The organism is Natrinema gelatinilyticum (assembly GCF_024266705.1).
Taxonomy (GTDB): domain Archaea; phylum Halobacteriota; class Halobacteria; order Halobacteriales; family Natrialbaceae; genus Natrinema; species Natrinema gelatinilyticum.
Genome location: NZ_CP100757.1, coordinates 802804 through 827532, shown reverse-complemented (window position 1 = coordinate 827532; position 24729 = coordinate 802804). Strand labels below are relative to the sequence as shown.

Below are 24729 nucleotides of genomic sequence, written 5' to 3'. Positions count from 1 at the left end.
GCCGAGAACGGAGACGGCGAACAAGAAGAACGGGACGTCTCGCGGCCGGCGGTGTCCGGTACTATCCTTCCGCTTCGGCTGTTACGGCCGCGTCTGTCTGCTCGTATTTGTCCTCGAACTCCTGGATGAGTTGACCCATCTTCGCGTACCAGTCGTTCAACATCCGCTGCATGTCGTCGGCGATTTTCGACGGGTCGGTCGGCGAGTACACGTGGTAGTAACCGCCCTGATCATAGTTAACCTGCTCTTTCTTGATGAACCCCGTCTGGAGCAACCGCTGTACTGCCCGGTAGGCGGTCGAGCGCTCGCGGTCGACGGCGTCGGCTATTTCGTCGACGGTCATCGGCTCTTCGGCACTGACGAGCGCCTGGAAACACTCTTTGTCGAGCTGCTTGAGGCCGTGGAAGCACTCGAGGAGTCCCTCGCACTGTATATCCTGCTGTAGTTGTTCGGACAGCGAATCCGGCATTGGTTATCGATGTACGATAGACACTGCGTCGTTAAAAGATTTGTGTATAGATTGTACAATCCTGTGCCAACCTAGTCGGCGGGCGAGGGCGACGTCTGGTCCTCTTCGCGAAGGATGGTGACACCGTTGTAGACGACAGCGCCACTGACGAGCAGTGCCGCCCCGAGGATGATAGCCAGGCTGACGGTGTCGAAGATCGGCATCTCCAGGAGGCCACCGACTTCCCGCACGGCGACCGCGATGGAACCGAGCAACAGCATGATGCCGAAGTACACCTTGATATCATCTTCCTCGACGAGGTTCGTCGCTGCCGCACCGACTCGAGCGCCGAGTGCGCTCCCGGCCAGCAGCGGCGCGACGATGCTCAGGTCCACTGCGCCGGATTGCGCGTAGAGGAAGCTCCCGATCCCGCCCGAGAAGACGATCTCGAACAGGTCGGTCCCGACCGCAACCGGGACCGGGACACCGATCAGGTAGAACAGCGCGGGCATGCGGATGAATCCGCCGCCGACGCCGAGGAATCCTGACAGTAGCCCCGTCGCGAACGCAACCAGCAGTACCATCCACAGCGAGACCGTGAATCCGCCGCGGATCGAGATCATCGGCGGGACGCGGTAGGACTGGATCTTCTGTGCGATCTCGGGAATCTCCTCGTCCTCGAGGTTAGCGTCCCCGTCGACGTCGTGGTCGATGCCGCCGCCGGCGCCCTTCAGGGCTTCGTACGTCACGAAGACGCCGATGCCGCCCAGCAGGACGACATACGCGACGCTGACCACGGAGCCAGCGAGGCCGATGTGTTGGAGGTACTCGAGGCCGATCTTACCGACCTCGATGCCGGCAGTCGTGCCGGCGATCATCAGCACGCCGAGTTTGTAGTCCACCTGGCCGAGGTCACGGTGCTTGAGCGTCGCGATAACGGACGTCCCGAAGACGAACGCCAGCCCGGACCCGACTGCGACGTTGGCGTCGTAGCCCATCACTAACAGCGCAGGCGTTACGAGGAACGACCCTCCCATCCCGAAGAATCCGAACAGGATTCCGATGAGGAGGCCGAATCCAACGAACATCACCAGCAGCGCCAGACTTATGCCTAGTATCTCCATGTTAGTTGTTCTTGATTCGTTCGACCATCGGTTCTGCGAGCGCTTCTTCTGCCGCACCGTAGCCAACGTACAGGACGATGGCCTCAACGAGGACCACACCGATGAGCATACCGGCGTCCGCCATCGCGGCGATGCTTCCGGTACCTAGCATCGATTATCACCGCCCTTCGTGTGTAGTTGTGGGTGTATCATGGCTTTCTCTTCAACTGTCCCTAATCGGATGAGGGTATTAACAGTTTTGGATGCCCCACACAATATTACTGCAACGGATCACACGGCTATCCCACTGAAATATATCCATACGTTATACGGATACGGCGGGCATCCGCGGGGGTGCCAGATCGGTCCAATTCGCACCCCGAAACCGGTCGCGCGCGAAACATTTTCGAGTCCGAAAACGGACGCGACTCGCTGACGGTTCGCGGCACGCATCCGCCGACGAACGCCACCGGATAGTCATCGATTGTGAACAATACAAACAATATTGTGCGATGAACGCTACCATTCGACTATGCGAGCGCTCTACGCAACCGACCTCTCGGCGGCGAGTGAAGCGGCGATCCAGAACCAAACCTGTCTCGAGTGTCTCGCACGGATTGGCGTCGAGACGGTCCACCTCGTCACCGTCGTCCCCTCCAACGTTCACGCAGGGATGCCCGGAATGGATCTCGAGGGGCGACGTCAACGCGCGCTCGATCAGTATCAGTCGGTGATGGAAGACACCGGCTTCGAGGTCGAAACGCACGTCGTCCGCGGGACGCCACACCGACGTATCAACGGGATCGCCGAAACCGTCGGCGCTGACCTGACGATCGTCGGTTCGCGTGGGAAGAGCCCACTCGAGAACCGCGTCATTGGATCGACTGCGCGCAATCTCGCGCGAACGACGGTGGTCCCGCTGTTGGTTACCCGCATCGAGCGTGGGGCCGACGAGCCCGAGGTTCGCCGCGAGCACCTCTTCCGGCGGATCCTCTATGCGACCGATTTCTCGGAAAACGCGGAGCGAGCGTTCGACGCGTTCTCGACCCTCCGCCACGGCGCCGACGCGGCGACGCTGGTCCACGTCGAATCGCCGACGGACACCGACGCAACCGGGGGCGAGGATCCGACTGCGCAACTTTCGGACCTCGAAGAACGACTCGAAGGATGGGACATCGAGACGCGCATCGACGTTCGGCGCGGCGACCCGGCGGACGAGATACTCGCGGCCGCGGACGAAGCCGACGCGACGACGATCCTACTCGGATCGCGCGGTCAGAGTCGACTCCGCCGGTTGCTGCTGGGGAGCGTCTCGGAGTCGATCATCGCGAACGCCGAGAGAAACGTGTATCTCGTCCCACCGCCGCGGACGACGTAACAGCGGAATCGCAAAACCGCGTGACTGTGTTATCGCTCGACGCGTGGCCGCGAGACCGCGGATCGTTCCGTCGAATCGCGGATCGCTCTGGGGGTCACATCGCCGGGACCACGATGACAGATCCGTAGCCGATAGCGAATGCGAGTCCGAACGACGCGACCCACGCGCCGATCGTCAGCAGTATTTTCCGCGGGCTGATCGCATCGCTCCCACCGACTGCAGCACCGCTTCCGATGATCGCGCTGACGACGATCTCGTTGAATGACACGGGTACGCCGAGCAGGATCGCGAGCTGGGAGATGAGAAACGACGGGACGAGCGCCGCGATCGACCGTCGGGGGCCCAGCGACGAGTAATCCTGGGCGAGTGACTTGATCATCCGCGGCGCTCCAGTCCACGATCCGACGAGAATACCGACACCGCCGCCGACGAGGACGGCGGTCGTCGAGACCGCCACAACCTCGTCGAGGAGTGGCAACAACGGCCCGACGGCGAGTCCGACCTGGCTACCGCCGGCCGAGAACGCGACGAGCGAACCGAGCGCCAGCAACACCCGCCTGAGTCCGCCGGTCAGGTCACGCCGGACGTCCCAGTATACGATCCCTGCAACGGCGACCGCCATCGCCACCGAGAGGCCGACCGTAGCGGCCCCGCCCTCGAGACCGGCCACGCGCTGGACGAGCCCTGCCGCGGATCCCGCCGAGCCGTCGGGTCCCAGAAACGCGAACTCCACGTTCGCGAGGACAGCACCGACGAGGCCCGCGAGCAGCGGGATGCTGAATCGTTCCGGGACGTCGGTCCTGGGAAGCGCACTCGCGATGCCGTAAGCGATCCCGCCACCGACGAACGGTGTCAGGACCCAGACGGCTCCGATCTGCTGGTATTTCGCCCAGACCGGGGTCCCGCCGAGCGAGAGGCCGACGCCGATCACTGCGCCGGTCACGGTAAAGGCTGTCGCGATCGGATAGCCGGTTCGAATACCGACGGCCATGAGGCCGGCTCCGATCAGCAGAATGATGATGACGCCCATCACCGGCAGACTCACGCCGCCGACGAGTCCACGACCGATGGCTTCCGAGACGTTCGCTCCCTGCGTGACGGCTCCCGCGAGTCCGAAAATGCCCACCACGAACGCGGCGCGCATCGTCGAAATAGCGTTCGCACCAACCGCCGGAGCAAAGGGCGTCGCACCGCTCGAGCCCGCTCCGATGACCCACGCCATGAACAAGCTCGCGAGTCCGGCGGTCACGAACAGCGCGATAATTGTCAATTCCATTGCAGGGGGCGCCTCGAAAAGAGCGTGTTAGTCGGCACCCGTCGCCACCGAGTCGGCGCTGACGGCCCGACTGCGCCACCGCCCCTGCAGGTACGCGCCGATGAACATCCCGGCGAGCGCCCAGAGGATGGTGACGTTCCCGATACCGAGACTGGCGTACGCGGCCCCGGGGCAGATCCCCGACAGGCCCCAGCCGACGCCGAAGATAGCGCCGCCGACCAGGACGTTCCGGTCGAAGGACTTCAACCGGCGTTCGAACGGCTTGTCAGTTAGTGGCGCACTGTCGCTGATCCGGGGCATCACCGCGAAGGCGATCCCGGAGACGATCGCCGCGCCGAACATGACAAACAGCAGTCCGAAGTCCTCGAACTGCAGGAAGTTCAATACGACTTCCGGGCGCGCCATATGGCTAAACCCGAGCCCGAAGCCGAAGATCAGGCCGCCGACGAGAACCAGCGGCATGAACAGGGGATGGCGGTCCGCCATTACGGACTCACCCCCAGTGCTGCGACGATTTGGCCGGTCACGATGGCGACCGTCAGGAACGTCGCCACGCCGACGAGTGACGTCTTCGAGGCCGAGCCGACCCCGCAGACCCCGTGGCCAGACGTACAGCCCTTCCCGATGCGCGTGCCGATCCCGACGAACACGCCGCCGACCAGCAGCCGCCAAGCCTGCACGTCGGTCGACCAGAGCGTCACGCCGCCGACTTCGTACAGTTCACCGGTCGTTCCGGGCTGATAGAGCGAGGTCGTGATCACCCCGGATTGGACTGTCGCCGCGAACGCCAGTCCGCCGAGGATGATGCCGAGCGTGAACACAAGTCGCCAGTCCCGAGACGACACGTACTGCATGAACCGCGACTGGCCGGACACGTACGACAGCGTCGACTCGAGGAACGTACTCGCGCCGGCCGGGATCCCCGTCCCGAGATAGATTACGACGGTTCCGAGACCGACCAGCAACCCGCCGATCGCGTAGCGACTGATCCCGTTCGGGAACAATTCGGCGGTCAACTGTAGTGGGACTGGATCAGGTACCATTGTCGGGGGAAGCGTTAGTCACCGGCGAGCGATTCCTGGCTCGCAGCGCAGTTGTTCGGGCCGAGCTCGAGTTCGAACGCCTCGTCGTCGTCGGCCTCTTGCTGACCGAGGTTCGTCGCGATGATGTCCTCGTAGTTGGCCGGCCGCGGCGGCATATCCGAGAGGATCAGTTCCACGAACTCGTCTTCGTCCATCGTGAGCGCGTCCATGTCCTCGACGAGATCGCCGACGGGGGCAGTGTACGTGCCGTCGTCGGCCGGTTCGGCGGCGTCACTGAAGTGTGCGCCGCCGACGAGGGTATCGTCGGGGAGCGACAAGACGCGCTCCTGAAGTGATTCGTAGAGCATCCGCGCTGCGTCGGGTGCGCCGTCGTCACCCTCCTCCAGGTCGGGACGCGCGACGCTCTCGACGAACAGTCCGTCGCCGGTGGCGAGCAGGCTGTCGTCCACGAGGTAGGAGGTCATACCCGTCGTGTGACCGGGCGTGTAGACGGTTTCGATCGTGGCGTCACCGACGTCGAACGTATCGCCGTCAGCGGCCGTCGTCACCTCGTCCGCGTAGGTGACACCGCGGTCGACTGCGGCCTCGGGAATGACGCCCTCTACGCCGAGGGCATCGAGCGTCCGAGCGCCCGAGATGTGATCGGCGTGAATGTGCGTGTCGATCGCGTATTTCAGATCGACGCCGAGGTCGTCGGCGTCCGTGAGGTAGCGGTCAGTGAACGCTCGGAGGGGGTCGATGACCGCTGCTTCCCCGTCATCGTAGACGAAGTAGCCGAGGCAGCCCGAGGACGGTCGCTGGTACTGTAACAGCGTTCCCGCGCCGTCGTAGTCGGTGACCTCGACGGTTTCGTAGATGCGTGCCCAGCCGTTCATCCCGTCCTCGAGGTGGTTGGCGTCGTACCCTCGTTCCGCGAGCGTACCCGCGACGAATTCGCTCGAACCGCCCTTGGCACAGAGAACCGTTACTTCGCGATCGTCGGGAATCTGCGCGAGGACCTCGTCGTCGATCTCGTCCTCGAGGAACTCGAAGTACGGGACGTTGATCGACTCGACGGTCTCGCCTTCGATTCGCCACTCGTCGTAGTCCGATTCCATTCGCACGTCGAGGAGCGTGACGTCCTCGCCCGCGTCGATGCGGCTCTTCAACGTCTCCGGGGTGACCGTGTCGATGTCGGCGTCCGGAGTCGGGAAGTCTTCTGCGTTCATATCGTACACTGCCATCTACCGGACGCCGGCATATAAGAGTTTGCATAGTAGTTCCCTATTCATACAATACCGACCCATTCAACACACGCGCTTCGCGCACAATATTGCACATCATCCCCGTCCTGAGTTTTTTTCGACGGTTTATCGCTGCGCAGTTGTTTGCGCTCGCCACAATAATCGACACTTTTATAACGGCAGGCCCAATATTGTGCATTGACTCCAATACAGAACACGGAGTGATACATTATGAGTGTAGAATTCGATATCGCGGAGACGCTCGACGTGAAAGGTGCATCGTGTCCCATGCCGGTAGTCAAGACCAAGTCTGCTGTCGACGACCTCGCTGAAGGCGAGGTCCTCGAGGTAGTCGCGACTGACTCCGGCAGCATGAGCGACATCGACGGCTGGGCGGCGGGCACAAACGGCGTCGACCTTCTCGAGCAGGTCGAAGACGGCAACGTGTACAGACACTACGTGCAGAAGACCGCGTGAAAATGAGTACAGACACACCTTCACACGCGACTGACGGAGAGCCGATGACCGAGGAGGTGCTGCAGGCTCGTCTCGAAGAGCTGGAGGACAAAGTCGCTGCGCTCGAAACCGAGACAGGCGACGATCAGCAGAAGATGACGATCATCGCTACCCAGGGCAGTTTCGACATGGCGTACCCGCCGCTGATCCTGGCGAGCACGGCGGCCGCCTTCGGCTGGGACGTCGTCGTCTTCCACACCTTCTGGGGACTCGACATTCTCCACGAGGAGAAGTCGTCGAACCTGCAACTATCGGCGGTGGGTAACCCGAACATGCCGATGCCGAACGCTCTCGCCGCGCTTCCCGGAATGGACCGGATGGCGACGTGGATGATGGAGAAGAAAATCGACGAAAACGGCACGGCTACCATCGAGGAGCTTATCGATCTGTCCATCGATCAGGGCGTCGAACTCCAGGCCTGTCAGATGACCATCGAACTGATGGGTTACGACGAGGACGACTTCTACGACGGTGTCACCACCGGCGTCGGCGCGGCGACCGCCCTCCAGCACATGGCCGAATCGGACGTTCAGTTACTGGTCTGAGCGATCGACCACCCGTCCCGTCTTCCGATCAGCTAATGACTCCCTACTCACCCCGAAATGATCGAACGGCAGTAGAACAGGTCATCAGAACGATCGCCGCAGCTGACGACGTCGACCCCGTATCGATATCTCCGCCAATAGCCGACGTGATCGACCCCGACGCGTTGAACAAACTCGTCAAACACGGGTCGTATAATTCAGACGTCACTCTCGAAGTGGAGTTCACCTATCAGGGTCACGACATCGTCGTCACGAGCGACGGCGAAGTCGAACTCGATCGAACGTGATTCCATCGGTTCTCGCTTCGAGCGACACGGTCGGTCGCTCGGTATTCGACCGGTCCTCACGGGGACAGGATTTCGTTAGGTCTCAAACGGAAGGTTTCCGAGAAAATCGTCGCTCTGATAGTCGAGATGATCCAGCCGCGACCCTAACAGTTCCCGAACGAGTACCACCAGCGGATTGGTTTTCCCCTCCCCGACCATCGCAACCTCCGATTTGGACCCGTCCGGTCCGTCCCTCCAGAGGCCAACGACGACGGACTCGCGGTCGGCAACGATGAGTCGGCTTACCTTCGGAAAGTTCGACTGCTCGTACATCCAATCCATCTGTGGATCCCATATCGTCGCTTCCGGAAGACTCTCGCGGAAAAACTCTCGAGCGTCCGTACTCTTCGTCCCCGCGTATAACGAGACTCCCCGCTCTATGGCGTCCGTTGCGTACGGAAGACACGCTTCGTCGAGCAATTCACCGGAGGCGTGACATCCTCCCCGGCGTGAACGCCGGGGCTTCCCGTCCCGCAGGTTGGGTTATTTGCCGGTCTACGACACGACCTGTTCTCTCGTGTGAAACGTCCCGCTCTCGCGGTCGAACAGGTGTGTCGAGGGCTGTGCCACACAGCCGTTACTCCTATCCTCACCATGAGGACTCGGAGTTATCTTCTGGCGCATATTCTCCGCCCCGTTACAATCCGCGTTCCCAACCAACTCACAGGACGAGCAGACGTACAAGCCACGTTCGACACGGTTCGACTTCGTGTCATCGCCACATTGTGAACACGTCTTCGAGGTGTTCCACTCGTTCTCCTTCAGCACCTCAACGCCACGTTCTTCGCCTTTGTACTCGAGATACTGGTAGATGCGGTCGAACGCCCACGTATGTAACTTCTTGTTTCCGGTCTTCCCCCAATCCGATTCTCGAACTTTCTCAGGCCAACTCACCGCGACCGTGCCAACATCTCGTTCGACGCATTCGGTGATGATGGTGCCCGTAAGGGCGTGGTAGAAGTGTGTTTCCCGTTCTGCGAGTTTCCGAAGTGCCCACATCGACGTCTCTGACGGCCCGTTCTCACCCTCGGTGTCGTACTCTGCTTGGGTGAAGTAGTGCCTGTCCTGTTTGAGCGAGTTGCCGGGGTAGAGGACGTACTCGTCTGGAAACGCGACCGTGGCAATGTTCGTGACTCCGAGGTCGATGCCTGCCACTCCGTCGCATGCCGAATCGGTGGTTTCGAGTTCGACTTTGCAGACGAAGTGCAGTTCCCACTCGTTGCCGTTCCAGACTGCTCGGACATTCTGTACCTGGTTGACTTCTGAGAGGTCAACGTCCGGGCGTGTCTGGTATTCACAGAGGATGAAGTCCGACCAGTAGTCTTTGAGGTTCGAGCCTTTTGAGAGGCGAACGCGGTTGTTCTCGGGATCGTGTTTGAATCCGTCTGTTTTGAAGGTAACCGTGGGGCGAGGACGGGTATCGCCGTGTTTGCGGTAGCCGGGCGGATTCGCCGTATCGTCTGTCTGTCGGCGGTCGAACCACGACTGGAAAGCGTCAGAAAGTTCTTCAATGACTTTCTGACTGGATTGTGCGTTCAAGTCTTTCCAGCACGACTGGGTCTTCATGTACGCTTTCAGCGTTCCTTCATCGGGAATTTCGCCAGTTTCTTCCCAGATGCGGTCGGCTGTCCAGCGTGCGACGTTCCAGATTTTCGAGGCAGAATCGCCGAGCGAATCAAGGCTCTCGCAGACCTGTCGCTGGTTCTGGATGGAACCACTGTAGGTACGAGTGACCTGAATCGCCATATATAGCCTATGTAGACAATCCAACTTAATGGTATGGTATGGATTAGTGTTGAATATCCAGTCTGCTATCGACGGTGGAGTGGTAGTCGAGTGACGCGATTCACGCCCGGCGTAAACGCCGGGATTCTCTCGCTGATTAAAGATAGACGAAGTATTGTCTGTCGAGTCGACATCCTGTAATGGAACTGGCGTTGACACGTCTCCACGTGCCAGTGTGACGATGGACATGTCGACTCGGATCGTCCTCGAAACCGGGACGGTCAGGCCGATTCGGTGCGATCCTGTTCGCGCCCGATGGCACGCGCTACTGCGAGCAGGTATCCGAGTCCATACTGGACATCCGGATCGCGGAGGCCACGTACCATCCCGACTGGACCGATCGGGTCGATGTCGCCCCGTTCGGCGGTTCCGATCCCGTCGAGAAGCATTTCCAGACCGGCGCTGGTATCCGTATCGGCAGCCGTTTCCGCCACTTCCCCGAGCGATTCGCCCGTTCCAACGAGCGTCGTAACCATCTCGTCGTCCAGCGCAGCCGTCAGGAGTGAGCCGACTTCGGCGAGTTCGGCGAGTTCGTCCAGCGTTCCACTTCGCTGGAGGCGTAGCAACGTCTCGATCGCGTCCTGCAATTCGCTGCCGTTCGCTCCGATCTGCTCGGCCAACACGACGGTCTCGTCGGTCGCGAGCCCGTCCGCTGACTCGAGGATCGTCGACCCGGTGTCGGCGAGTTCGACGACCATCTCGTCGGTGAGCGCGCTCTCGCCGAGCGCGAGGACGTCCAGCAGTTCGTTTACCGAGTCGAGTCGGCGGACGAAATTCGCGACTCCTTCGGGGTTCGCCGCGATGACGGCCTCGAGGTCGTCCGGCTCCCGGACGGTATCGTCGGACATGTTCAGAGTAGCCCCCGTGCGGTTAGCCAGTAGGCTTCGTTGTACGCCAGTTTCGCCCAGTGGATCTTCTCGGACGGGGCGACCGGGGACGGTGGGTTCTCGTAATCGAATTCGACGAACGATGCCGCGTTCATTCCCGTCTCGATGAAACAGAGCGTTTTGCCGTCGTAGGTCGCCGTCGGCGGCCGGCCGCGAACCTCACTCGTGATCCGCTGTCCGACGACGCTGGCCTGATAGTGGCCGACGCTCCCCGCGTTCGGAGCGCCGGTCGCCGCCGTATCGCCCATCGCGTATACGTTCTCGGCGGCCTCGGCCTCGAGCGTCCGTTTGTCGACGTCGACCCAGCCCCGGTCACCGAGTCCGACGTCCTCGATGAGATCGATGCCGCGGTGTGGCGGAATCGAGACGAGGAGATCGTAGTCGATCGTCGTTCCCTCGGCCGACCGGACGGTTTCGTCGTCTGGATCGACCGCCGCCGCGTCGAAGCCCGTCTCGACGGTGATATCGCGGTCGTCCATCCGTGGACGCGCCCACTCCGCGACCTGTGGGTTCCCGTGAACGCGCTCGATGGGGGAGGTGAACGTCATCTCGACGTCCTTACGAAGTCCTCGTTCCCGGAACCAGTCGTCGGCCATGAAAACGAATTCGAGTGGGGCGGCAGGGCACATGTGCGGAGTTCCAATGACGCTGAGCACTACCCGTCCCTCGGTGAACGAGAGGAGTTCGTCCCTGAGTGCGGTCGCACCAGACTCGCTGTAGTAATTGTGTCCGCCATCGACCAGTCCGGGAATCTCGTCCGGCGCGAGCGTCGAACCGGTCGCGAGAACGAGATAGTCGTACTCGACCGGCCGAGACCGATTCCGGAACTGCACCTGTTGTGTCTCGGTATCGATCCCGGTCACCCGATCGATATGAAGATCGATCCGATCGTCGATCAGTTCAGATAACGGTCGTCGTCCGTCGTCGGGTTCGCGCTTCCCGAACGGGACGTACAGCCACACCGGTTTGTACACGTGATCGGTGTCGTCGTTGACCAGGGTGAGGTGAACGTCGCCGGCGTCGAGTTCCGCCTCGAGTCTGTCGGCGAGGTCGTTTGCGAGGACCGTCCCGCCGGTCCCCCCGCCGACGATGAGGACGTGTTCAGTCACGCGCTCTCACCGTCGATTTCGTGGCGACCGTTCGTCACTCCGATGGGATTTGTCGACGGTCCGAGACGTGCGGTCCCTCGAGCACCGACAATCACAGCGGATTTGATGTCTGAATTTGTCATCGGTACGGTCGAATCTTGAACAGCCCACGCATTAGTATTGTACATAAACCCCAAGATAACCAAAATATCTTTCAGTGGTGACGGTTCTGTTCACTTACGAGAGTGGGCCGGTCACACAGCCCACGTGACTCGTGGCGGATCACTATCACCAGGAATCAGTTCAGCACTGACGGGTCGCTCGGACCGGCGCTCCAATCCGTTGAGAAATGGGCGTCCACCGACCCACGTCCGAGTGACGACGAGGATCGGGATGAACAGCGAACCGTTCGCTGTGTTGGCGAGGGTGCCAGTGGTGTCGACGCACCGACCCTACGAGGAGTCGGACGTTTCGATGCCCAGAAGTCGGTACACGAGACAGACCCGGGTAAGCGCAGTCCCGAGGAAGATGGCGCCGATCAAAACTGCACCCACACCTGCGACGGTCCCGAACTCGAGGAGTCCCGCGAGCGATGCGACGCCGATCACGACCAGTAACGCGCCACCGATCAGCCGCACGACCCGATCAGCTGAACCGATATTGTGCTTCATAGTTACAAATCCGGACGATAAAGTGTTAAACGTTTCTCGAGTTCCGAGTTCGATGGAAATGGAGCGTAAAGTGGAGCCCGATTCGTGTCGCAACGGACCGATGAAACGAACGCTCGAATCGTCCGGCCTCGGCCGGATAGCATCGGACTCCCGCCGGTTCGAACGGTTTCCCGTCACCGAAACCGGTCGCCCTCAGGCGACCGTCCTCGACCTCGATTGCGACACGAATCTCGATGCCCATCGCGGCGGGAGGGGACGTCACAAAGCGACCGATCGAGGCCCTCCGGGCCGATCGGCCGTCGCTATTCTAGTTTTCCGCTGAGGACTTTCGCCGCCGTGAGGACCGGGCCCCATACGGGGCTGAACGGCGGTGCGTACGCCAGGTCCGCGTTCTGCAGTTCGGTCACGGTCATGCCGGCGTGCAGCGCCATCGCGATCGAATCGACGCGCTTTGCGCCCTCCCGACCGACGACGCTTCCCCCAAGCACCGCACTGGTTTCGCGATCGGCGAGTAGCGTGACTGTGAGTTCCGCACCGCCGGGATAGTAGTGCGCGCGCGTCGGCGCCGAGATCGTGACAGAGACGGGATCGAAGCCCGCCTCGCGAGCCCGTTCTTCGTCGACGATACCTGTTCGAGCGGCCCCTAACTCGAACGCTTTTACGATGGCCGTTCCTGCGATATCTCCGATCGGTGTCGGAGATCCGGTCACCGTCTGCCCGATCGCTCGTCCCGCACGATTAGCGGTCAAGGCCAGCGGGACGTGGTCCGGATCGCCGGTCACGACGTTGCGCGCTTCAGCACAGTCGCCTGCCGCATAGACGTTTTCGTAGTTCGTGCGTCCGTACTCGTCCGTCGCGATCGCCCCGGTCGGTCCGAGTTCGATGTCCGCCGCTTCTGCGAGGTCAACGTTCGGTACCACGCCGACGCCGACGATCGCGATGTCGGCGGGAACCGACTCGTTCTCGAGTCGAACGGTGTCGACCCGTTCGTCGCCGCCGAATCCCGAAACTGCCGTCCCGAGGTGTAGTTCGATCCCCTGCTCGCGCAGGTGCTCTTCGACGACCTCGGCAACGGTATCGCCGAACGGCTGGAGGACGTGGGGCAGCATCTCGTAGAGGTGAACGGTGACGCCGCGGGCGGACAACGCTTCGGCCATCTCGATACCGACGTATCCACCGCCAACGATCGCCGCGGTCTCGAGGCCCCGCTCGGTAACGTACTCCTCGATCGCGTCAGCCTCGTCCATGTTGTGGATGGTGAACACCCCTTCGAGATCCAATCCGTCGAACGGTGGTTCGATCGCGCTCGCCCCGGTCGCGACCAGAAGGTCGTCGTACGGCTGCTCGTAGGTCTCGTCGCCGGCATCGACAGTCACCGTCTTGGCTTCCGGATCGACATCGACGACCTCGTGGCCCGTCCGCAGGTCGACGTCTCGTTCGTCCCGGAACTCCGCTGCAGTCACTGAAACGAGGCCGTTCAGCGACTCGACGGCTCCTTTAACGTAGTACGGCATCCCGCAGGCAGCGTAGGAGACCCACTCCCCTCTCTCGAAGACGATCACCTCTAGATCTGGCTGTTCCCGTTTTGCCTTGCTCGCTGCGCTCATTCCCGCCGCGTCACCGCCGATGACGACGAAAGTGTCGGCCATATCCGTACCTAGGTGCAGCAGTGTCTAAAGTATTTCTCGCAATTCCCAATACTGTGGATTCAGGTCCTGGTTTGTTGAGCCGTTTGAAGCGGCCGACAACGATTCGAGTCCGTCTGTCGACGGAGCTTACTCCGACAGGATCTCCTCGAGTCGCTGCACGGTCGCGCTCCGTCCGACGAGAGACATCCAGAGATCGACTGTTGACGAATCGACAACAGGACGTGCTGGCGACTGCGCTCGAGGCCGGCTACTACGCGACCCCGCGCGAGAAGCGACACCAACAGATGTCGTCGACCGACTCGACATCTCGAAGGTAACCTGCAGCGAAATACTCAACAGGGCCGAGGGAAGCATCATCCAGTGGTTCCTCGCGGAATGATTCGAAACGAAATCCAAGCAGGAGTCAGTTCACAGCGCCTGATCCGAGGGGTGACGAGCGCCTCGAGATATGTCGAGGAGGTTTGGGGGTTCCACGAGACCGCACCCGTCGGTCCGATGGTGCTCGCGATACCCGAATAAACCGGCGCCCATGACTGTCGGGTATCATTGGATACCATGGTCGTCGACCACGACTCGCAAGAACGGTCGCTCCACTACTAGAGGGATTCGGGTGCCAGTTGAACGCTTCTCTCTTCGCAGGAGTCACATAGTTCGATACGGGACGGGTCACGGCAGAAGTGATCCGCTTATAGTATTGAACAGGCGCAAAACCCACGACTTCAGTCGTGGGATACGCGCCGTACACATCCTGCGGGCAACGCTTTTGAGTGTTGCCCGCGTCTCTTATCGCGTCGGTCCGAAGGCTACGACCCCTTCGGCAACCGATGGCCCGAAACTGGCGGTTCGAGTGTCCGCCCATCCTGGAAACGGGACGTGCCCTTCGTGGGAACAAAAACCAAGCGTCGGGCTTCAACACGCGAGACACGTAACTCCGAGTCCGCTGACGCCCCATTTTGGTTCCGGCGGAACCAAAACGTCGGATCCGAACGGGGCGAGGATGGGAGTACCGGCGGCGTGGCACCGCCAGCGGCCCATCCCTCGCTACATGGGTCGCGGGCGGGGATTCCAACCCCGCCCGCGACGGTGGCCCGCAAACCTGCAAACACCCAATCCAGCGCGGTGCGGTACGGCGTGGGAAGCCCATGACTGCAGTCATGGGAGGATGTCACCTTAGAGGTGGCTCTCTACGACGTTCCGGAGTTGCGACTCGTTTTGCATTCCGACGAGTCGCTCTACTGGTTGTCCGTCCACGAAGAGAATGAGCGTGGGGACCCCGCGGACACCGTACTCGGCAGCGAGCGGTTGGTTGTCGTCGATGTCGACCTTCGCGACGGCTGCATCGGTGTCGTCCGCGATCGACTTGACGACCGGTTCGAGCATCTGACACGGGCCACACCACTCAGCGTGAAAGTCGACCAGGACGACATCGTGGTCAGCGACGGCTTCGTTCAGACCCGCCGATCCCTGAACTGGGAACGGCTCCGTCGGACTCTCTCGAGTCGTTTCGTTTTCGTCACTGTCTTCTTCCGCAGCACGGTCGCGAAGCTGCTCGAGTTTCTGCTCACGAATCTCCTCGAGTGTCTCGTCGTCGGTCATAGCTGGCAGTTCGAGGTGCAGCGCCTTAGGTGTTTTGTGTGATGGGCACAATACAGTGCACTATGTGAGTCGGTTGGCAGACGATGGACATCGTCGTGGTCGAGTGATTCGGCGACTGGCCTCGAGATGATCGGCCTGTCCCACCCGATGAGTTCGAAGCGGCGAAACTGGCAGAGTCGGGAAAACGGGGGTGACGAGGGGGATAGGCGAAACTGGGGTAGTTTGGAAAACTGGATGAAAGTGGGGGAAGGATGGTGCCTCTGGGTGTCGGCAGAAGGTATCTGGTTATCATCGGCCATTAGTAATAGTTCTTCTAGCCCTCATGGTTGGATATGACGGGCTTTCGATAACCCGGTCGGCGTTCGGATACCGAGTACCCATCCGGCAACCGATACGGTTCCACTACCGAACAGAGTACGGATGAGACATCCCGTCGACAGCCGAACGTACGCAAGCGACGGAGATACTGTACGAAGGACTGTGCGAGTCCCTGCGGCCGAGCCTCCAGCCGGCCACGATGTCGTTTTGCAACCAGTGACATACCGTTTCGAGCTGATCGCACGCCGTTCGAAACCATCGGTTCGATCAGATTTCGACCTCCGACCGACACGAGATGTTCGTCCGCACCGAGTACCGTGCTCGTCGGAAACAGCGGTGATTCGAACGCGACCTACGGAGTCACCCCTCGAAGTTGCCATCGACAGAACGGGACCTGAGAACCCGGGTAGAACTGTTCGATCACCGCCTTCTGCCGCTCGAAAACGCCACCGGATACCGCTGGAAATCCCGTGTCGAAAGGATTTTGCTTGGACACCCCACTATTATACACGAATGACGCTTCCTATCGATCCGACCCGGATAGATCCGGACGACATCGGTGCAATGCAGACGACGCTCGAGATGGACCACGAACCGGCCATCGAACACGTCCGAGAGGTGTTCACCGAGGCTGGCTTCGGGGTTCCCGTCGAGTTCTCCCCGTCGGAGTTGCTCAACGAAAAGGTCGACGCCGGCCGGGATCCCTACTACGTCCTCGGCGCTTGCAATCCGGCGGTAGCCGACCGCGCCCTCGACGCCAGCGACGGAGCGCTAGGCGCGCTGTTCCCCTGTAACGTCGTCATCTGGGAGGAAGAACCTGGGAAGCAGCGAGTCTATCACGTCTCGATCATGCGAATCGCCCGTCTCGTCGGCATGGCACCGGACGACGACGAGATGACCGATATCATCGCAACGACCGGCGAACTCGTCGACGACGCCTTCGAGAAACTCCACTAATGGGACATCACACGTTCGACGCGTCACGGGCCGACAAGCTCGAGCAAGCGGGCGAACGCTACCGCTATCTATCGGCCGAAGAACTGCTATGGGCGCTCGAGCCCACATCGACCGACACCATCGCGGACCTCGGCAGCGGGACCGGGTTCTACACCGATGACATCGCATCGCATGCGGGCGACGTGTACGCAGTCGACATGCAGGAGGAGATGCACGAGTATTATCGCGAGAAAGGCGTTCCCGAAAACGTCGACCTCGTCACGACCGGCGTGAGCGACCTCCCCTTCGACACCGACTCCGTCGACGCGGCGTTTTCGACGATGACGTATCACGAGTTCGCTGAAGACGACGCACTCGCCGAAATCAACCGAGTCCTCAAGCCGGGGGGGCGACTCGTCATCCTCGACTGGGCGGCGACTGGATCGGGGGACCACGGTCCGCCGCTTGACGAGCGATACACCGCCGACGAAGCAGCAACCGGACTCCGTGAACACGGGTTCCATATCGCGTTCGAAGCGGTCAGGCCAGAGACGTTCATGCTAATCGCCACGCTCGAGTGAGCTCCCCCTCGTTAGGTTCAGAGCGGTAAACTTCTTTGGACAGTACTATGAGGGTGTTCTGGCGCCGCTGGCAGCCGCTTCGGGACTCTCGGGACAACCATCCGGGACGGAGTGCTCGGGACCGCTGTGTGTCCCGGTGCCGTCATCGGGGTACACGTGGTCCATCTCGATGGACGGTGAGTTGTGCGTGACGATGCCGCCACCAGCGCCGTTGGTAATGACGTGTGTGTTTTCGATCGTGGCATCACCACCGTAATTATCCGACCAGACCCAGATTCCGCGGTTCGCGGCTCGCATTCCACTCTTGTAGACGACCGAGTCAGTGATCTTGCAGCCGTTGTCACCGATGCGGAACGCCGTGTGGTGGTTGTCGGAGGGATAACAGCCGTCGATGTGGATTGTGCCACGGTCGCCGTTGTACGCGGGCGCGGACCCGTAGATCCCATTACAACCGGTATGTCCGAAATGCACGTTCCTGACGTCGAGATGGCCACTGTGGTCGGGACCGACCCACATCAGCAGCGGACGCTCGTTCGACGGCCGATCGGGGTTGCCGCGTCTCCAGAAGATGTTCTCGAGCGTCGAGGTGCCGTCGCCGGTGTCGGCGGTCCCGAAGACGGACCCGCTGTTCGGTGCCGTTCCCGTCGCACCGAGCGTTCCGCGGAACTCGATGTTCCGAACGGTCCAGTTCGTTCCCTTGGCGATAATCGTGATCGTATTCCCATTTCCGAGGTCGATGAGCTTGTTCTCCCAGGTTTCGCCGGCGTCGATGGTGATCGTCTGGCCACGCGCCTCGATGACCTCGTAGTCACCCTCGGCCGCGCTCACCGCACTCGTACCAACGCTCGCCGCGACTGCCGTCGCGTTGCTCCCTACAGGTACGACCGCCGGTCAATCAGGCTGGCGTTGTTCCGTTCGTCGGTACTATAGTAGTCGTTGAAACGATTTACTCACCACTCGCAGTGAAGCGGCCAGCGAAGCCTCACTGGCCGCGAATTCGCGAGTGGGGTGTGCACTGACTTTCAACGACTACTATAGCTGTCAGTTCGGCGGAACTCGCAGTGTCCCGTACCGGTTCGTCGCGTGCCATGCAATCTGGGAGGGGCACTATCGAACCATAAACTTTCTTTCTCCAGCATCAATAGAATTTCGTGATTTTAATTGAATCAGTACTACTTTTTACTGTAATTTCCCTATTCTCTATTGGATTCTTATACGATGAATCGAGAGGCGGCGGCGAGAGACAGAATATGCTCTGCTCCGGTCAACAAAATAAAAAGAGCATACCGCTATCGCCACTGTCAGCACTCGAGGAACGACCGCAAACGCCAGGATCGTGACCTGACGATTCGGCTGGCAAACAGGGCCGTCGATACTGTCGGACGAAACGGTTCATACGGTCTGCTGTACCGATGTACTACTGCACCCCCAGGACGGTTCGCGGTTTCACCGGACATGACTTCCAGGAGGAGGGCGTCATTGAACTCTTACCAAGAGTTTGTTCCAACCGTTGAGTCGGCGTACAGCCGCTAAGTATCTCTGCGTATTTCCCCTCCCGCGACAATGCGAGACTCCCGAAGTGAAGCCATAGCAATATAGTATCTACCTTTATGTGAAGTTGCTTTGTTTACAGATAGTATGTACCTGCATCCCCTCCTCGTTTCACCCCTCGTCACGTTCCTCGTCATGGGAATCGTCTATACCGACACCAAACGCCGCGCTCTAGAACTACGAACGCGATTGTTATGGACTATTGGCGTTGGGCTTGTCAGTCTTGGCGGGTTCCTTGGAGCGTTCGTATTTGATAGCGTATTATCCCGTGCGTACTTCCGTGCGTACGTTCTCATACTCGGGAGGCCAGTAGTCGTTCAGTCGCCCCGCGAATTTCTGCTGATCCCCTTCATGGTCGGGACGACTGTAAGCGCGATAGCTGTCCTCGTTTACGGAATAAGAAGCCGTTTTGCCCCTCTCAAAACCCGGTCGCTGGCCTGACATAGCCGCTCTGAATCTAACGCGCTACGAATCTAGCACTGATGGTGTGAACAGTTCTATGACATCCTGTTACAGGAGTCCATATCACACGCCGATCACGATCGGGCGGCTGTTTACAGGCGATCGAGGCGAATGCCGCGGGGCGTGACCCCGAAGCGATTCACTACTGACGGATCGGTCGAGGACGGGGCGCAGGCGGAGACGATGGAGAGCTAGTCGTTATTTAATACTCACATTCAGAATGATTTTCTCGGTCGGATTGCGACAAAATTTTGGAAGGACCTTCAAAAGCTCGTCTCGAGAGACGCTGTGCTAGACGCGATTGTGTGGAACACACTCGTATTTTAGATGGATCTAAACTCCAAGTTTGATAGAAACTACTATATGTTTTGCGGCCACATTGGCACCTATTCACACGGATGAGTAGTAATCGACAAGAATCCGATTCGGCGATACACGAAGACGACGCAGGAACAGTCACCCGGAGTCTCGAGGAGCGGTTGGTCGACTCGGTGAAAAATCACGACGGCGTCTCTCGGCGGGCAGTCCTCGGCGGACTCGCTATCGCAGGTGGCTCCGCGATCGTGGGAACGGGCGCGACTCGATCGGACGACGACACCAACGATTCGAACGACGAAACGATGGGGTTCGGCGCACCCGGAACCTACACCGAGGAGCAATTCGATCCCCACGGCTTCCTACGGGAATTCAACACGGGAGATTCGACGAACGAGCGTCCTTCACGATTCGGTGAAAACGACTTCGGTCTAAACGCCGGCATCTACGAAGAGAACGGCCAAACCGTTCGGGAGTTTAATTTCGTCGCGATTCCGATCGAACAGGAAATCCTTCCGGGGATCTCGTTTCCGATGTGGACGTTCAACGGGCAAGTGCCCGGGCCAACCATCCGCGTTGAGGAGGGCGATCTAGTACGGGTCAATTTCACGAACGCGTTTCCGGACATGGGCCACACGATCCATCCTCATCTCCGCAATCTCAACCCACGGATGGACGGGACACCACAGAACGGCCCGGGACTTATCGATAGCAGCGAGTCGTTCACCTACGAGTGGCAGGCCCAGCCGGTGGGGACCCATCTCTATCATTGCCACATGCTCCCGCTGAAGGCGCACGTTCACCGCGGCATGTACGGGAGCATGATCGTCGACCCCAAGCCGGAGAACGTCAGGGAAAATCCACGGAAGTACATCGACTACCACGGCCCGATCACGGACGAGGTTCGCGAGATGGCCGCCGAACGGGCGCGAAGTCGAAACATGATCTCCCACGCAGACTACAGTCCGGAGGGCTTCGACGGCATCGACGAGATGGTCATGATCATGAACGGGTTCGATACCAACTTTGACGGCGATAACGAGGTCTACGCCGTCAATACACGGGGGTTCTGCTATGCACCGGCTCAGACCGACGCGTTCAACGGCGAATGGGAGGCCGGCGAGACGAAACACCCGATCGAGATCGACCGCAACGAACTGCAGCGAGTACACCTCCTGAACATGATCGAGTTCGACTTCGTGAACTCGTTTCACTGCCACTCGCAGTTCTTCGACTACTACGACGCCGGCACGACGCTGTTCCCGAATCGCAAAACCATCGACACGGTGTTGATGTGTCAGGCACAGCGGGGAATCCTCGAATTCGACTACAGCAACCACGAGCCAGGACTGTACATGTTCCACGCTCACCAGTCCGAGTTCGCAGAACTCGGCTGGATGAGCTTTTTCGAGGTGAACTAAATGACGACCGATCCGAAATCGGACGGCGGCGTCACACAGTCACCGAACCGGCCCTTCGGCCTCCCACGATGGGTGATCGGCGTCGTTCCGATACTCCTGTTAGGGCTCGTCGTCGGTGGGTTCGTGGCGACGACGCCACTCGCCGGAGTGGACGGTGGCGAACCGTTGCCCGACGTGTCGATAGATTACACGACCCTTCCGAACGACGATACGATTCGTCTCCACGTCACGAACAACGCCCCCGAACCCGTTACGATCTCGCAGGTCCACGTCGACGACGCGAACTGGCAATTCGAAATGACCGGGGCTGGCGGAGATCGGACGCTCGAGCCGCTGGAAAGTGCCACGATAGAAATTCCGTACTCGTGGATGGAGGAATACGACTACAGCGTGACGGTCATCGCAGATAACGGAGCGACGTTCAGTACGACCATCGTGGCCGCGAATTCCTCACCCGGGTTGACCGGGCAAGTCGTCTGGACCCTCACCGTCATCGGATTCCTCATCGGGATCGTTCCGATCGCGCTCGGCATCATGTGGTTCCCCTTCATGCAGACGATGAGCAAGAAGTGGCTCAACGCGATGCTCGCGTTCTCCGCGGGCGTCCTCGGCTATCTCATCTTCGACGGCGGGTTCGAAGCGTTCGAGACCGCACAGTCAGTTCCGTCGGGGTACTCCGGACCGCTTCTCGTGGTGCTCGGCATCTCGGGGGCGTGGTTGCTGCTTCAGGCAGTGATGGACTGGCTGACCGATGACGAAGGGGAGTCCCGACTGTCGCTCGCATATTCCGCTGCGCTCGGGATCGGCCTCCACAATCTCGCAGAGGGGCTCGCAATCGGCGCTGCGTTCGCAACCGGACGCACCTCACTCGGGATGTTTCTCATCATCGGGTTCATGATACACAACGTCACCGAAGGTCCGGTTATCATCGCCCCCCTTGCCGACGGGAACCGTCCGTCGCTCGTGCATTTCGTGGCGTTCGGCCTGCTCGCGGGCGCACCCGCCATCCTCGGCGGCTGGATCGGCGTTTCGACGCAATCGCCGCTGTTGAACACGCTGTTTCTCGCCATCGGGGTCGGGGCACTGTTGCAAGTCGTCTTCGATATCGGTGATATCGTGCGTCGGACGGGCTCGATACGATCCGCACCGAACATGATGGGATTCGCGATCGGACTGGTATTCATGTACGCGACGGGCCTGTTCACCCTCTGATAGACCATCGATGCAATTTGGTGTCGTCGACGCGCATGTGGACGGAATTCGAACCTACGTGAGATCGACCGATCGACGGACGGTACGTCGAATGACGGCGCCAGACCGAGGAGAACGCATATTTCGTCGCCGCCCGTTCCGAGGAGTATGAAATCCATCGTCCGGACGAACTTCGAGGACAGTGTCTCCGCATACGCTGCTTACGAGCGACGAACCGGCCGTTTCACCGCACTCGCGCGGCTTCTGGCCGCCGAGATGTCGGCTCGAGCGAACGGGCCGTTCGACTCCGTCCTCGATGCCGGTTCCGGGACGGGTGTGAGTACGAATATTTTCGCCGAGCGATCACGATGGACAGTCGCGCTGGACTTCAGCCGCGAGATGCTACGAGAAGTCGAGTCCGCGCCGCGGGTCGAGGCTGACTTCGATCACCTGCCGTTCGTCGATGGGTCCTTCGACGGGGTTGCGTTTACCGCGTCGCTCTTTCTCGTTCCCGATCCAGCGATCGCCACGCGAGAGGCCGCCCGAGTCGTGCGTTCGGACGGGGTCGTCGGCGCCGTCGCACCGCTCGGCTGGACCAACACTGACGGAACGGACATCTTCGATGGGCTCGCCCGAGAGTCCCGGTCACCCACAGGAGTCGAGGACGTCGAGACGGCCTTCGAAGACGAGTTTGCCGTCACCGCCGGTACCTGGCGGTTTGCGACGACGGCCGAGTCAGTCCGGCGCTTCCACGCCATTCCGGCGATGGCAGCGCGTCTCTACCCGAAGCTCCCAGTCGAGGAACGCGTTGCGAAGGCGCGTGAACTGCTCGACTCACTCGACGGGACCGTCGAACAGCGGTGGCGATGGATCGTCGGCGTCGCCGTGTGAGATTGCAGAAGAGGTGGATTGACGCCCTCCCGACGCTGAGGCGCGAGAATACCGGCCTAAGTCGGCATCATGTGAGTGATCTGACTGTCTTTAGAGCATTGATTCTGCCTGCTCCGAATTCAGGGTCACCCTGACCGGGACTTATCTCTGCATTCTGCTTGATCGTCTCTTCGACTTGGTAGGTGTTGAGGTCTGGAGCAAGATCCTTATCCTTGATAAGTCCAACGAGTCCGGTCACTTGGGGAGCAGCCATCGACGTCCCTTGGTAGTACGCATACGAGTTATTGGGGATACTCGAGAACACGAGGTTCGTTGGGAATGGCCACTCGGTTTCCGATGAGAGAGTTTTCTCCACTGTTCCGTAGCCACCGCCGGGCGCGGCCACGTCGATATCACTCGTACCGTAGTTCGAGTAGAACGACAGTTCGTCATCTGGACCGGTTGCACTCACCGAGAACGTGTTCGGCAGGCTGGTCCACATAGTCCGATAGCCGCCATGCTGAAGATCGAAGTTCGAATTGCCTGCTGACACAACGACTATCGTGCCGCGTTCCAGAGCGCTTTGGACGACGCGTTTGGCGACTACACGCCGAACGTCACGCGATATCTGATTTTCCTCAGGCGGGCGTGGACTCCAACCGAGACTGATATTTACCGCATCGGCACCAATACTGGCGGCATAATCGAGCGCGAGCAAGCAGTCACTCATCTTCTCGAGGAGCGGCCCCTCTTTCGGGAAGACGCGGAGCGGAACGAGCTCTGTGTCGGGAGCCATGCCCGTGATGCCTTGGTCGCCGGTTCCGCCAGCAATTCCTGCGACGTGCGTGCCGTGTGGATGAACTGGTCTCGTATCTGTGCCAACTTCGCCGTCGATGAACGACCGTCCCAGATCGGTATTCACATTGTCTTCGAGGTCAGGATGAACAGCATCGATTCCCGTATCCATGATAGCGATACGTGTCCCTTTCCCAGTCGAGGTTGTGTGTGCGTCAAACGCATCGGTGATCTGTTTGTCCCACTGACGATCAGTGTATTTAGCATCGGTTGTGTCGGGGGCTTCGATAGTCGAACCGCCTATTTTGTAGGCGACATCCGACACGGCATCTTGGACACCAGTGACAGCCTGAAGATCATCTGCTGTGTTCGCTGGACCCGTAACAATCTGAACGTTTGCGGCTGGGATTTCGTTCCGAATCGTGTATCCCGCTCGCTCGATTCGATGTGAAGCGTCCTCTCCGTTACTGGTAATGAGATAGGTTGTCTGTTGATCAGTACCGCTTGCAGGTGTCGTGGCTGCAATGCCGACAGTCGTCGCTGCAAATCCTTTCAGGAACTGGCGCCGTTTCGTTATCTTTTTCATGTCGTCCGAAAAGACAATCAAGACAAGATGAGGTAAAACTTGCGCCATATATATGCTACTAAGTAAGTAAGAAGAATTGTACATTCTGTATTCATGTACATACAATAAATCAAATATTTCTCCTGTACGATCCTTCTCGGCAACCCTACACCCTCTCACGCATGGAAAC

26 protein-coding genes and 1 pseudogene are annotated in these 24729 nt (G+C 60.0%); 11 read left to right on the top strand and 16 right to left on the bottom strand.

Features of this window, described 5'->3' with window-relative positions:
- Positions 1–61: 61 nt before the first annotated feature.
- The 3 genes from NJU76_RS21955 to NJU76_RS21945 all read right to left on the bottom strand — a co-directional run bounded on the left by NJU76_RS21955 (position 62) and on the right by NJU76_RS21945 (position 1723).
- Positions 62–469, bottom strand: a complete 408-nt coding sequence (locus NJU76_RS21955) for a helix-turn-helix domain-containing protein (RefSeq protein WP_254532612.1) — start codon at positions 467–469, stop codon at positions 62–64.
- 71 nt (positions 470–540) lie between these two features.
- Positions 541–1572, bottom strand: a complete 1032-nt coding sequence (locus tag NJU76_RS21950; protein WP_254532611.1) for a sulfite exporter TauE/SafE family protein — start codon at positions 1570–1572, stop codon at positions 541–543.
- Between the two features lies 1 nt (position 1573).
- Positions 1574–1723 (bottom strand): DUF7512 family protein, encoded by a 150-nt coding sequence (locus NJU76_RS21945; protein WP_254532610.1) that lies wholly within the window; start codon positions 1721–1723, stop codon positions 1574–1576.
- Positions 1724–2083: 360 nt separating this feature from the next.
- Between NJU76_RS21945 and NJU76_RS21940 the strand changes: the two genes are divergently transcribed.
- Positions 2084–2929, top strand: a complete 846-nt coding sequence (locus NJU76_RS21940) for a universal stress protein (protein ID WP_254532609.1) — start codon at positions 2084–2086, stop codon at positions 2927–2929.
- Between the two features lie 94 nt (positions 2930–3023).
- Here the strand turns inward: NJU76_RS21940 and NJU76_RS21935 are convergent, their stop codons facing one another.
- From NJU76_RS21935 to NJU76_RS21920, 4 genes are read right to left on the bottom strand one after another with little or no spacing between them, the layout of a single operon-like run.
- On the bottom strand, positions 3024–4205 hold the full coding sequence (locus NJU76_RS21935) for an inorganic phosphate transporter (protein ID WP_254532608.1): 1182 nt from the start codon (positions 4203–4205) through the stop codon (positions 3024–3026).
- A gap of 27 nt (positions 4206–4232) precedes the next feature.
- Positions 4233–4691 (bottom strand): YeeE/YedE family protein, encoded by a 459-nt coding sequence (locus NJU76_RS21930; RefSeq protein ID WP_254532607.1) that lies wholly within the window; start codon positions 4689–4691, stop codon positions 4233–4235.
- Positions 4691–5248: a YeeE/YedE family protein gene (locus NJU76_RS21925; RefSeq protein WP_254532606.1), complete on the bottom strand. Its 558-nt coding sequence runs from the start codon at positions 5246–5248 to the stop codon at positions 4691–4693. Before NJU76_RS21925 ends, NJU76_RS21930 begins: the two co-directional genes overlap by 1 nt.
- Before the next feature lie 14 nt (positions 5249–5262).
- A complete protein-coding gene (locus NJU76_RS21920; protein WP_254533928.1) occupies positions 5263–6456 on the bottom strand; it encodes an MBL fold metallo-hydrolase in 1194 nt (397 codons plus the stop codon).
- Between the two features lie 246 nt (positions 6457–6702).
- On the opposite strand from NJU76_RS21920, the gene NJU76_RS21915 reads away from it, so the two are divergent.
- Genes NJU76_RS21915 through NJU76_RS21905 form a run of 3 tightly spaced genes read left to right on the top strand, consistent with a single transcriptional unit; the run spans position 6703 to position 7819 of the window.
- Positions 6703–6948 carry a sulfurtransferase TusA family protein gene (locus NJU76_RS21915; RefSeq protein ID WP_254532605.1) on the top strand — a complete coding sequence of 82 codons (246 nt, stop codon included), beginning with the start codon at positions 6703–6705 and terminating at the stop codon, positions 6946–6948.
- A 2-nt stretch (positions 6949–6950) separates the two neighbouring features.
- A complete protein-coding gene (locus NJU76_RS21910; protein WP_254532604.1) occupies positions 6951–7532 on the top strand; it encodes a DsrE/DsrF/DrsH-like family protein in 582 nt (193 codons plus the stop codon).
- A gap of 35 nt (positions 7533–7567) precedes the next feature.
- Positions 7568–7819, top strand: a complete 252-nt coding sequence (locus NJU76_RS21905) for a HalOD1 output domain-containing protein (protein ID WP_254532603.1) — start codon at positions 7568–7570, stop codon at positions 7817–7819.
- A gap of 75 nt (positions 7820–7894) precedes the next feature.
- On the opposite strand, the pseudogene NJU76_RS21900 reads toward NJU76_RS21905, so the two are convergent.
- The 6 genes and pseudogenes from NJU76_RS21900 to NJU76_RS21875 form a co-directional block, all read right to left on the bottom strand.
- Positions 7895–8293, bottom strand: a pseudogene (locus NJU76_RS21900) (DUF7344 domain-containing protein); the annotation flags it as partial.
- A 60-nt stretch (positions 8294–8353) separates the two neighbouring features.
- Positions 8354–9604 (bottom strand): RNA-guided endonuclease InsQ/TnpB family protein, encoded by a 1251-nt coding sequence (locus tag NJU76_RS21895; RefSeq protein ID WP_254532602.1) that lies wholly within the window; start codon positions 9602–9604, stop codon positions 8354–8356.
- 260 nt (positions 9605–9864) lie between these two features.
- Positions 9865–10491 carry a helical membrane plugin domain-containing protein gene (locus tag NJU76_RS21890; RefSeq protein ID WP_254532601.1) on the bottom strand — a complete coding sequence of 209 codons (627 nt, stop codon included), beginning with the start codon at positions 10489–10491 and terminating at the stop codon, positions 9865–9867.
- Positions 10492–10493: 2 nt separating this feature from the next.
- Positions 10494–11639, bottom strand: a complete 1146-nt coding sequence (locus tag NJU76_RS21885; protein ID WP_254532600.1) for an NAD(P)/FAD-dependent oxidoreductase — start codon at positions 11637–11639, stop codon at positions 10494–10496.
- A 431-nt stretch (positions 11640–12070) separates the two neighbouring features.
- Positions 12071–12289, bottom strand: coding sequence for a YgaP family membrane protein (locus tag NJU76_RS21880; RefSeq protein WP_254532599.1), 219 nt, complete (start codon positions 12287–12289; stop codon positions 12071–12073).
- A gap of 302 nt (positions 12290–12591) precedes the next feature.
- Positions 12592–13938 (bottom strand): FAD-dependent oxidoreductase, encoded by a 1347-nt coding sequence (locus NJU76_RS21875; protein WP_254532598.1) that lies wholly within the window; start codon positions 13936–13938, stop codon positions 12592–12594.
- A 20-nt stretch (positions 13939–13958) separates the two neighbouring features.
- On the opposite strand from NJU76_RS21875, the gene NJU76_RS26785 reads away from it, so the two are divergent.
- Positions 13959–14255 (top strand): helix-turn-helix domain-containing protein, encoded by a 297-nt coding sequence (locus tag NJU76_RS26785; protein ID WP_340681241.1) that lies wholly within the window; start codon positions 13959–13961, stop codon positions 14253–14255.
- An 853-nt stretch (positions 14256–15108) separates the two neighbouring features.
- Here NJU76_RS26785 and trxA read toward each other — a convergent pair.
- The gene (gene trxA / locus NJU76_RS21865; RefSeq protein WP_254532597.1) at positions 15109–15534 is read right to left on the bottom strand and encodes a thioredoxin; all 426 of its coding nucleotides are present in this window, start codon (positions 15532–15534) and stop codon (positions 15109–15111) included.
- A gap of 831 nt (positions 15535–16365) precedes the next feature.
- Between trxA and NJU76_RS21860 the strand changes: the two genes are divergently transcribed.
- On the top strand, positions 16366–16809 hold the full coding sequence (locus NJU76_RS21860; protein WP_254532596.1) for a DUF302 domain-containing protein: 444 nt from the start codon (positions 16366–16368) through the stop codon (positions 16807–16809).
- Positions 16809–17369: a class I SAM-dependent methyltransferase gene (locus tag NJU76_RS21855; RefSeq protein ID WP_254532595.1), complete on the top strand. Its 561-nt coding sequence runs from the start codon at positions 16809–16811 to the stop codon at positions 17367–17369. Before NJU76_RS21860 ends, NJU76_RS21855 begins: the two co-directional genes overlap by 1 nt.
- 45 nt (positions 17370–17414) lie before the next feature.
- Here the strand turns inward: NJU76_RS21855 and NJU76_RS21850 are convergent, their stop codons facing one another.
- A complete protein-coding gene (locus NJU76_RS21850; RefSeq protein ID WP_254532594.1) occupies positions 17415–18197 on the bottom strand; it encodes a hypothetical protein in 783 nt (260 codons plus the stop codon).
- 810 nt (positions 18198–19007) lie between these two features.
- On the opposite strand from NJU76_RS21850, the gene NJU76_RS21845 reads away from it, so the two are divergent.
- The 4 genes from NJU76_RS21845 to NJU76_RS21830 all read left to right on the top strand — a co-directional run bounded on the left by NJU76_RS21845 (position 19008) and on the right by NJU76_RS21830 (position 23200).
- Positions 19008–19361, top strand: coding sequence for a hypothetical protein (locus tag NJU76_RS21845; protein ID WP_254533897.1), 354 nt, complete (start codon positions 19008–19010; stop codon positions 19359–19361).
- A gap of 419 nt (positions 19362–19780) precedes the next feature.
- The gene (locus NJU76_RS21840; RefSeq protein WP_254533896.1) at positions 19781–21118 is read left to right on the top strand and encodes a multicopper oxidase domain-containing protein; all 1338 of its coding nucleotides are present in this window, start codon (positions 19781–19783) and stop codon (positions 21116–21118) included.
- Positions 21119–22330, top strand: coding sequence for a ZIP family metal transporter (locus NJU76_RS21835; RefSeq protein ID WP_254533895.1), 1212 nt, complete (start codon positions 21119–21121; stop codon positions 22328–22330).
- Positions 22331–22477: 147 nt separating this feature from the next.
- The gene (locus tag NJU76_RS21830) at positions 22478–23200 is read left to right on the top strand and encodes a class I SAM-dependent methyltransferase (RefSeq protein ID WP_254533894.1); all 723 of its coding nucleotides are present in this window, start codon (positions 22478–22480) and stop codon (positions 23198–23200) included.
- A 67-nt stretch (positions 23201–23267) separates the two neighbouring features.
- Here the strand turns inward: NJU76_RS21830 and NJU76_RS21825 are convergent, their stop codons facing one another.
- Positions 23268–24644 carry a S8 family peptidase gene (locus NJU76_RS21825; protein WP_254533893.1) on the bottom strand — a complete coding sequence of 459 codons (1377 nt, stop codon included), beginning with the start codon at positions 24642–24644 and terminating at the stop codon, positions 23268–23270.
- Between the last annotated feature and the right edge of the window lie 85 nt (positions 24645–24729).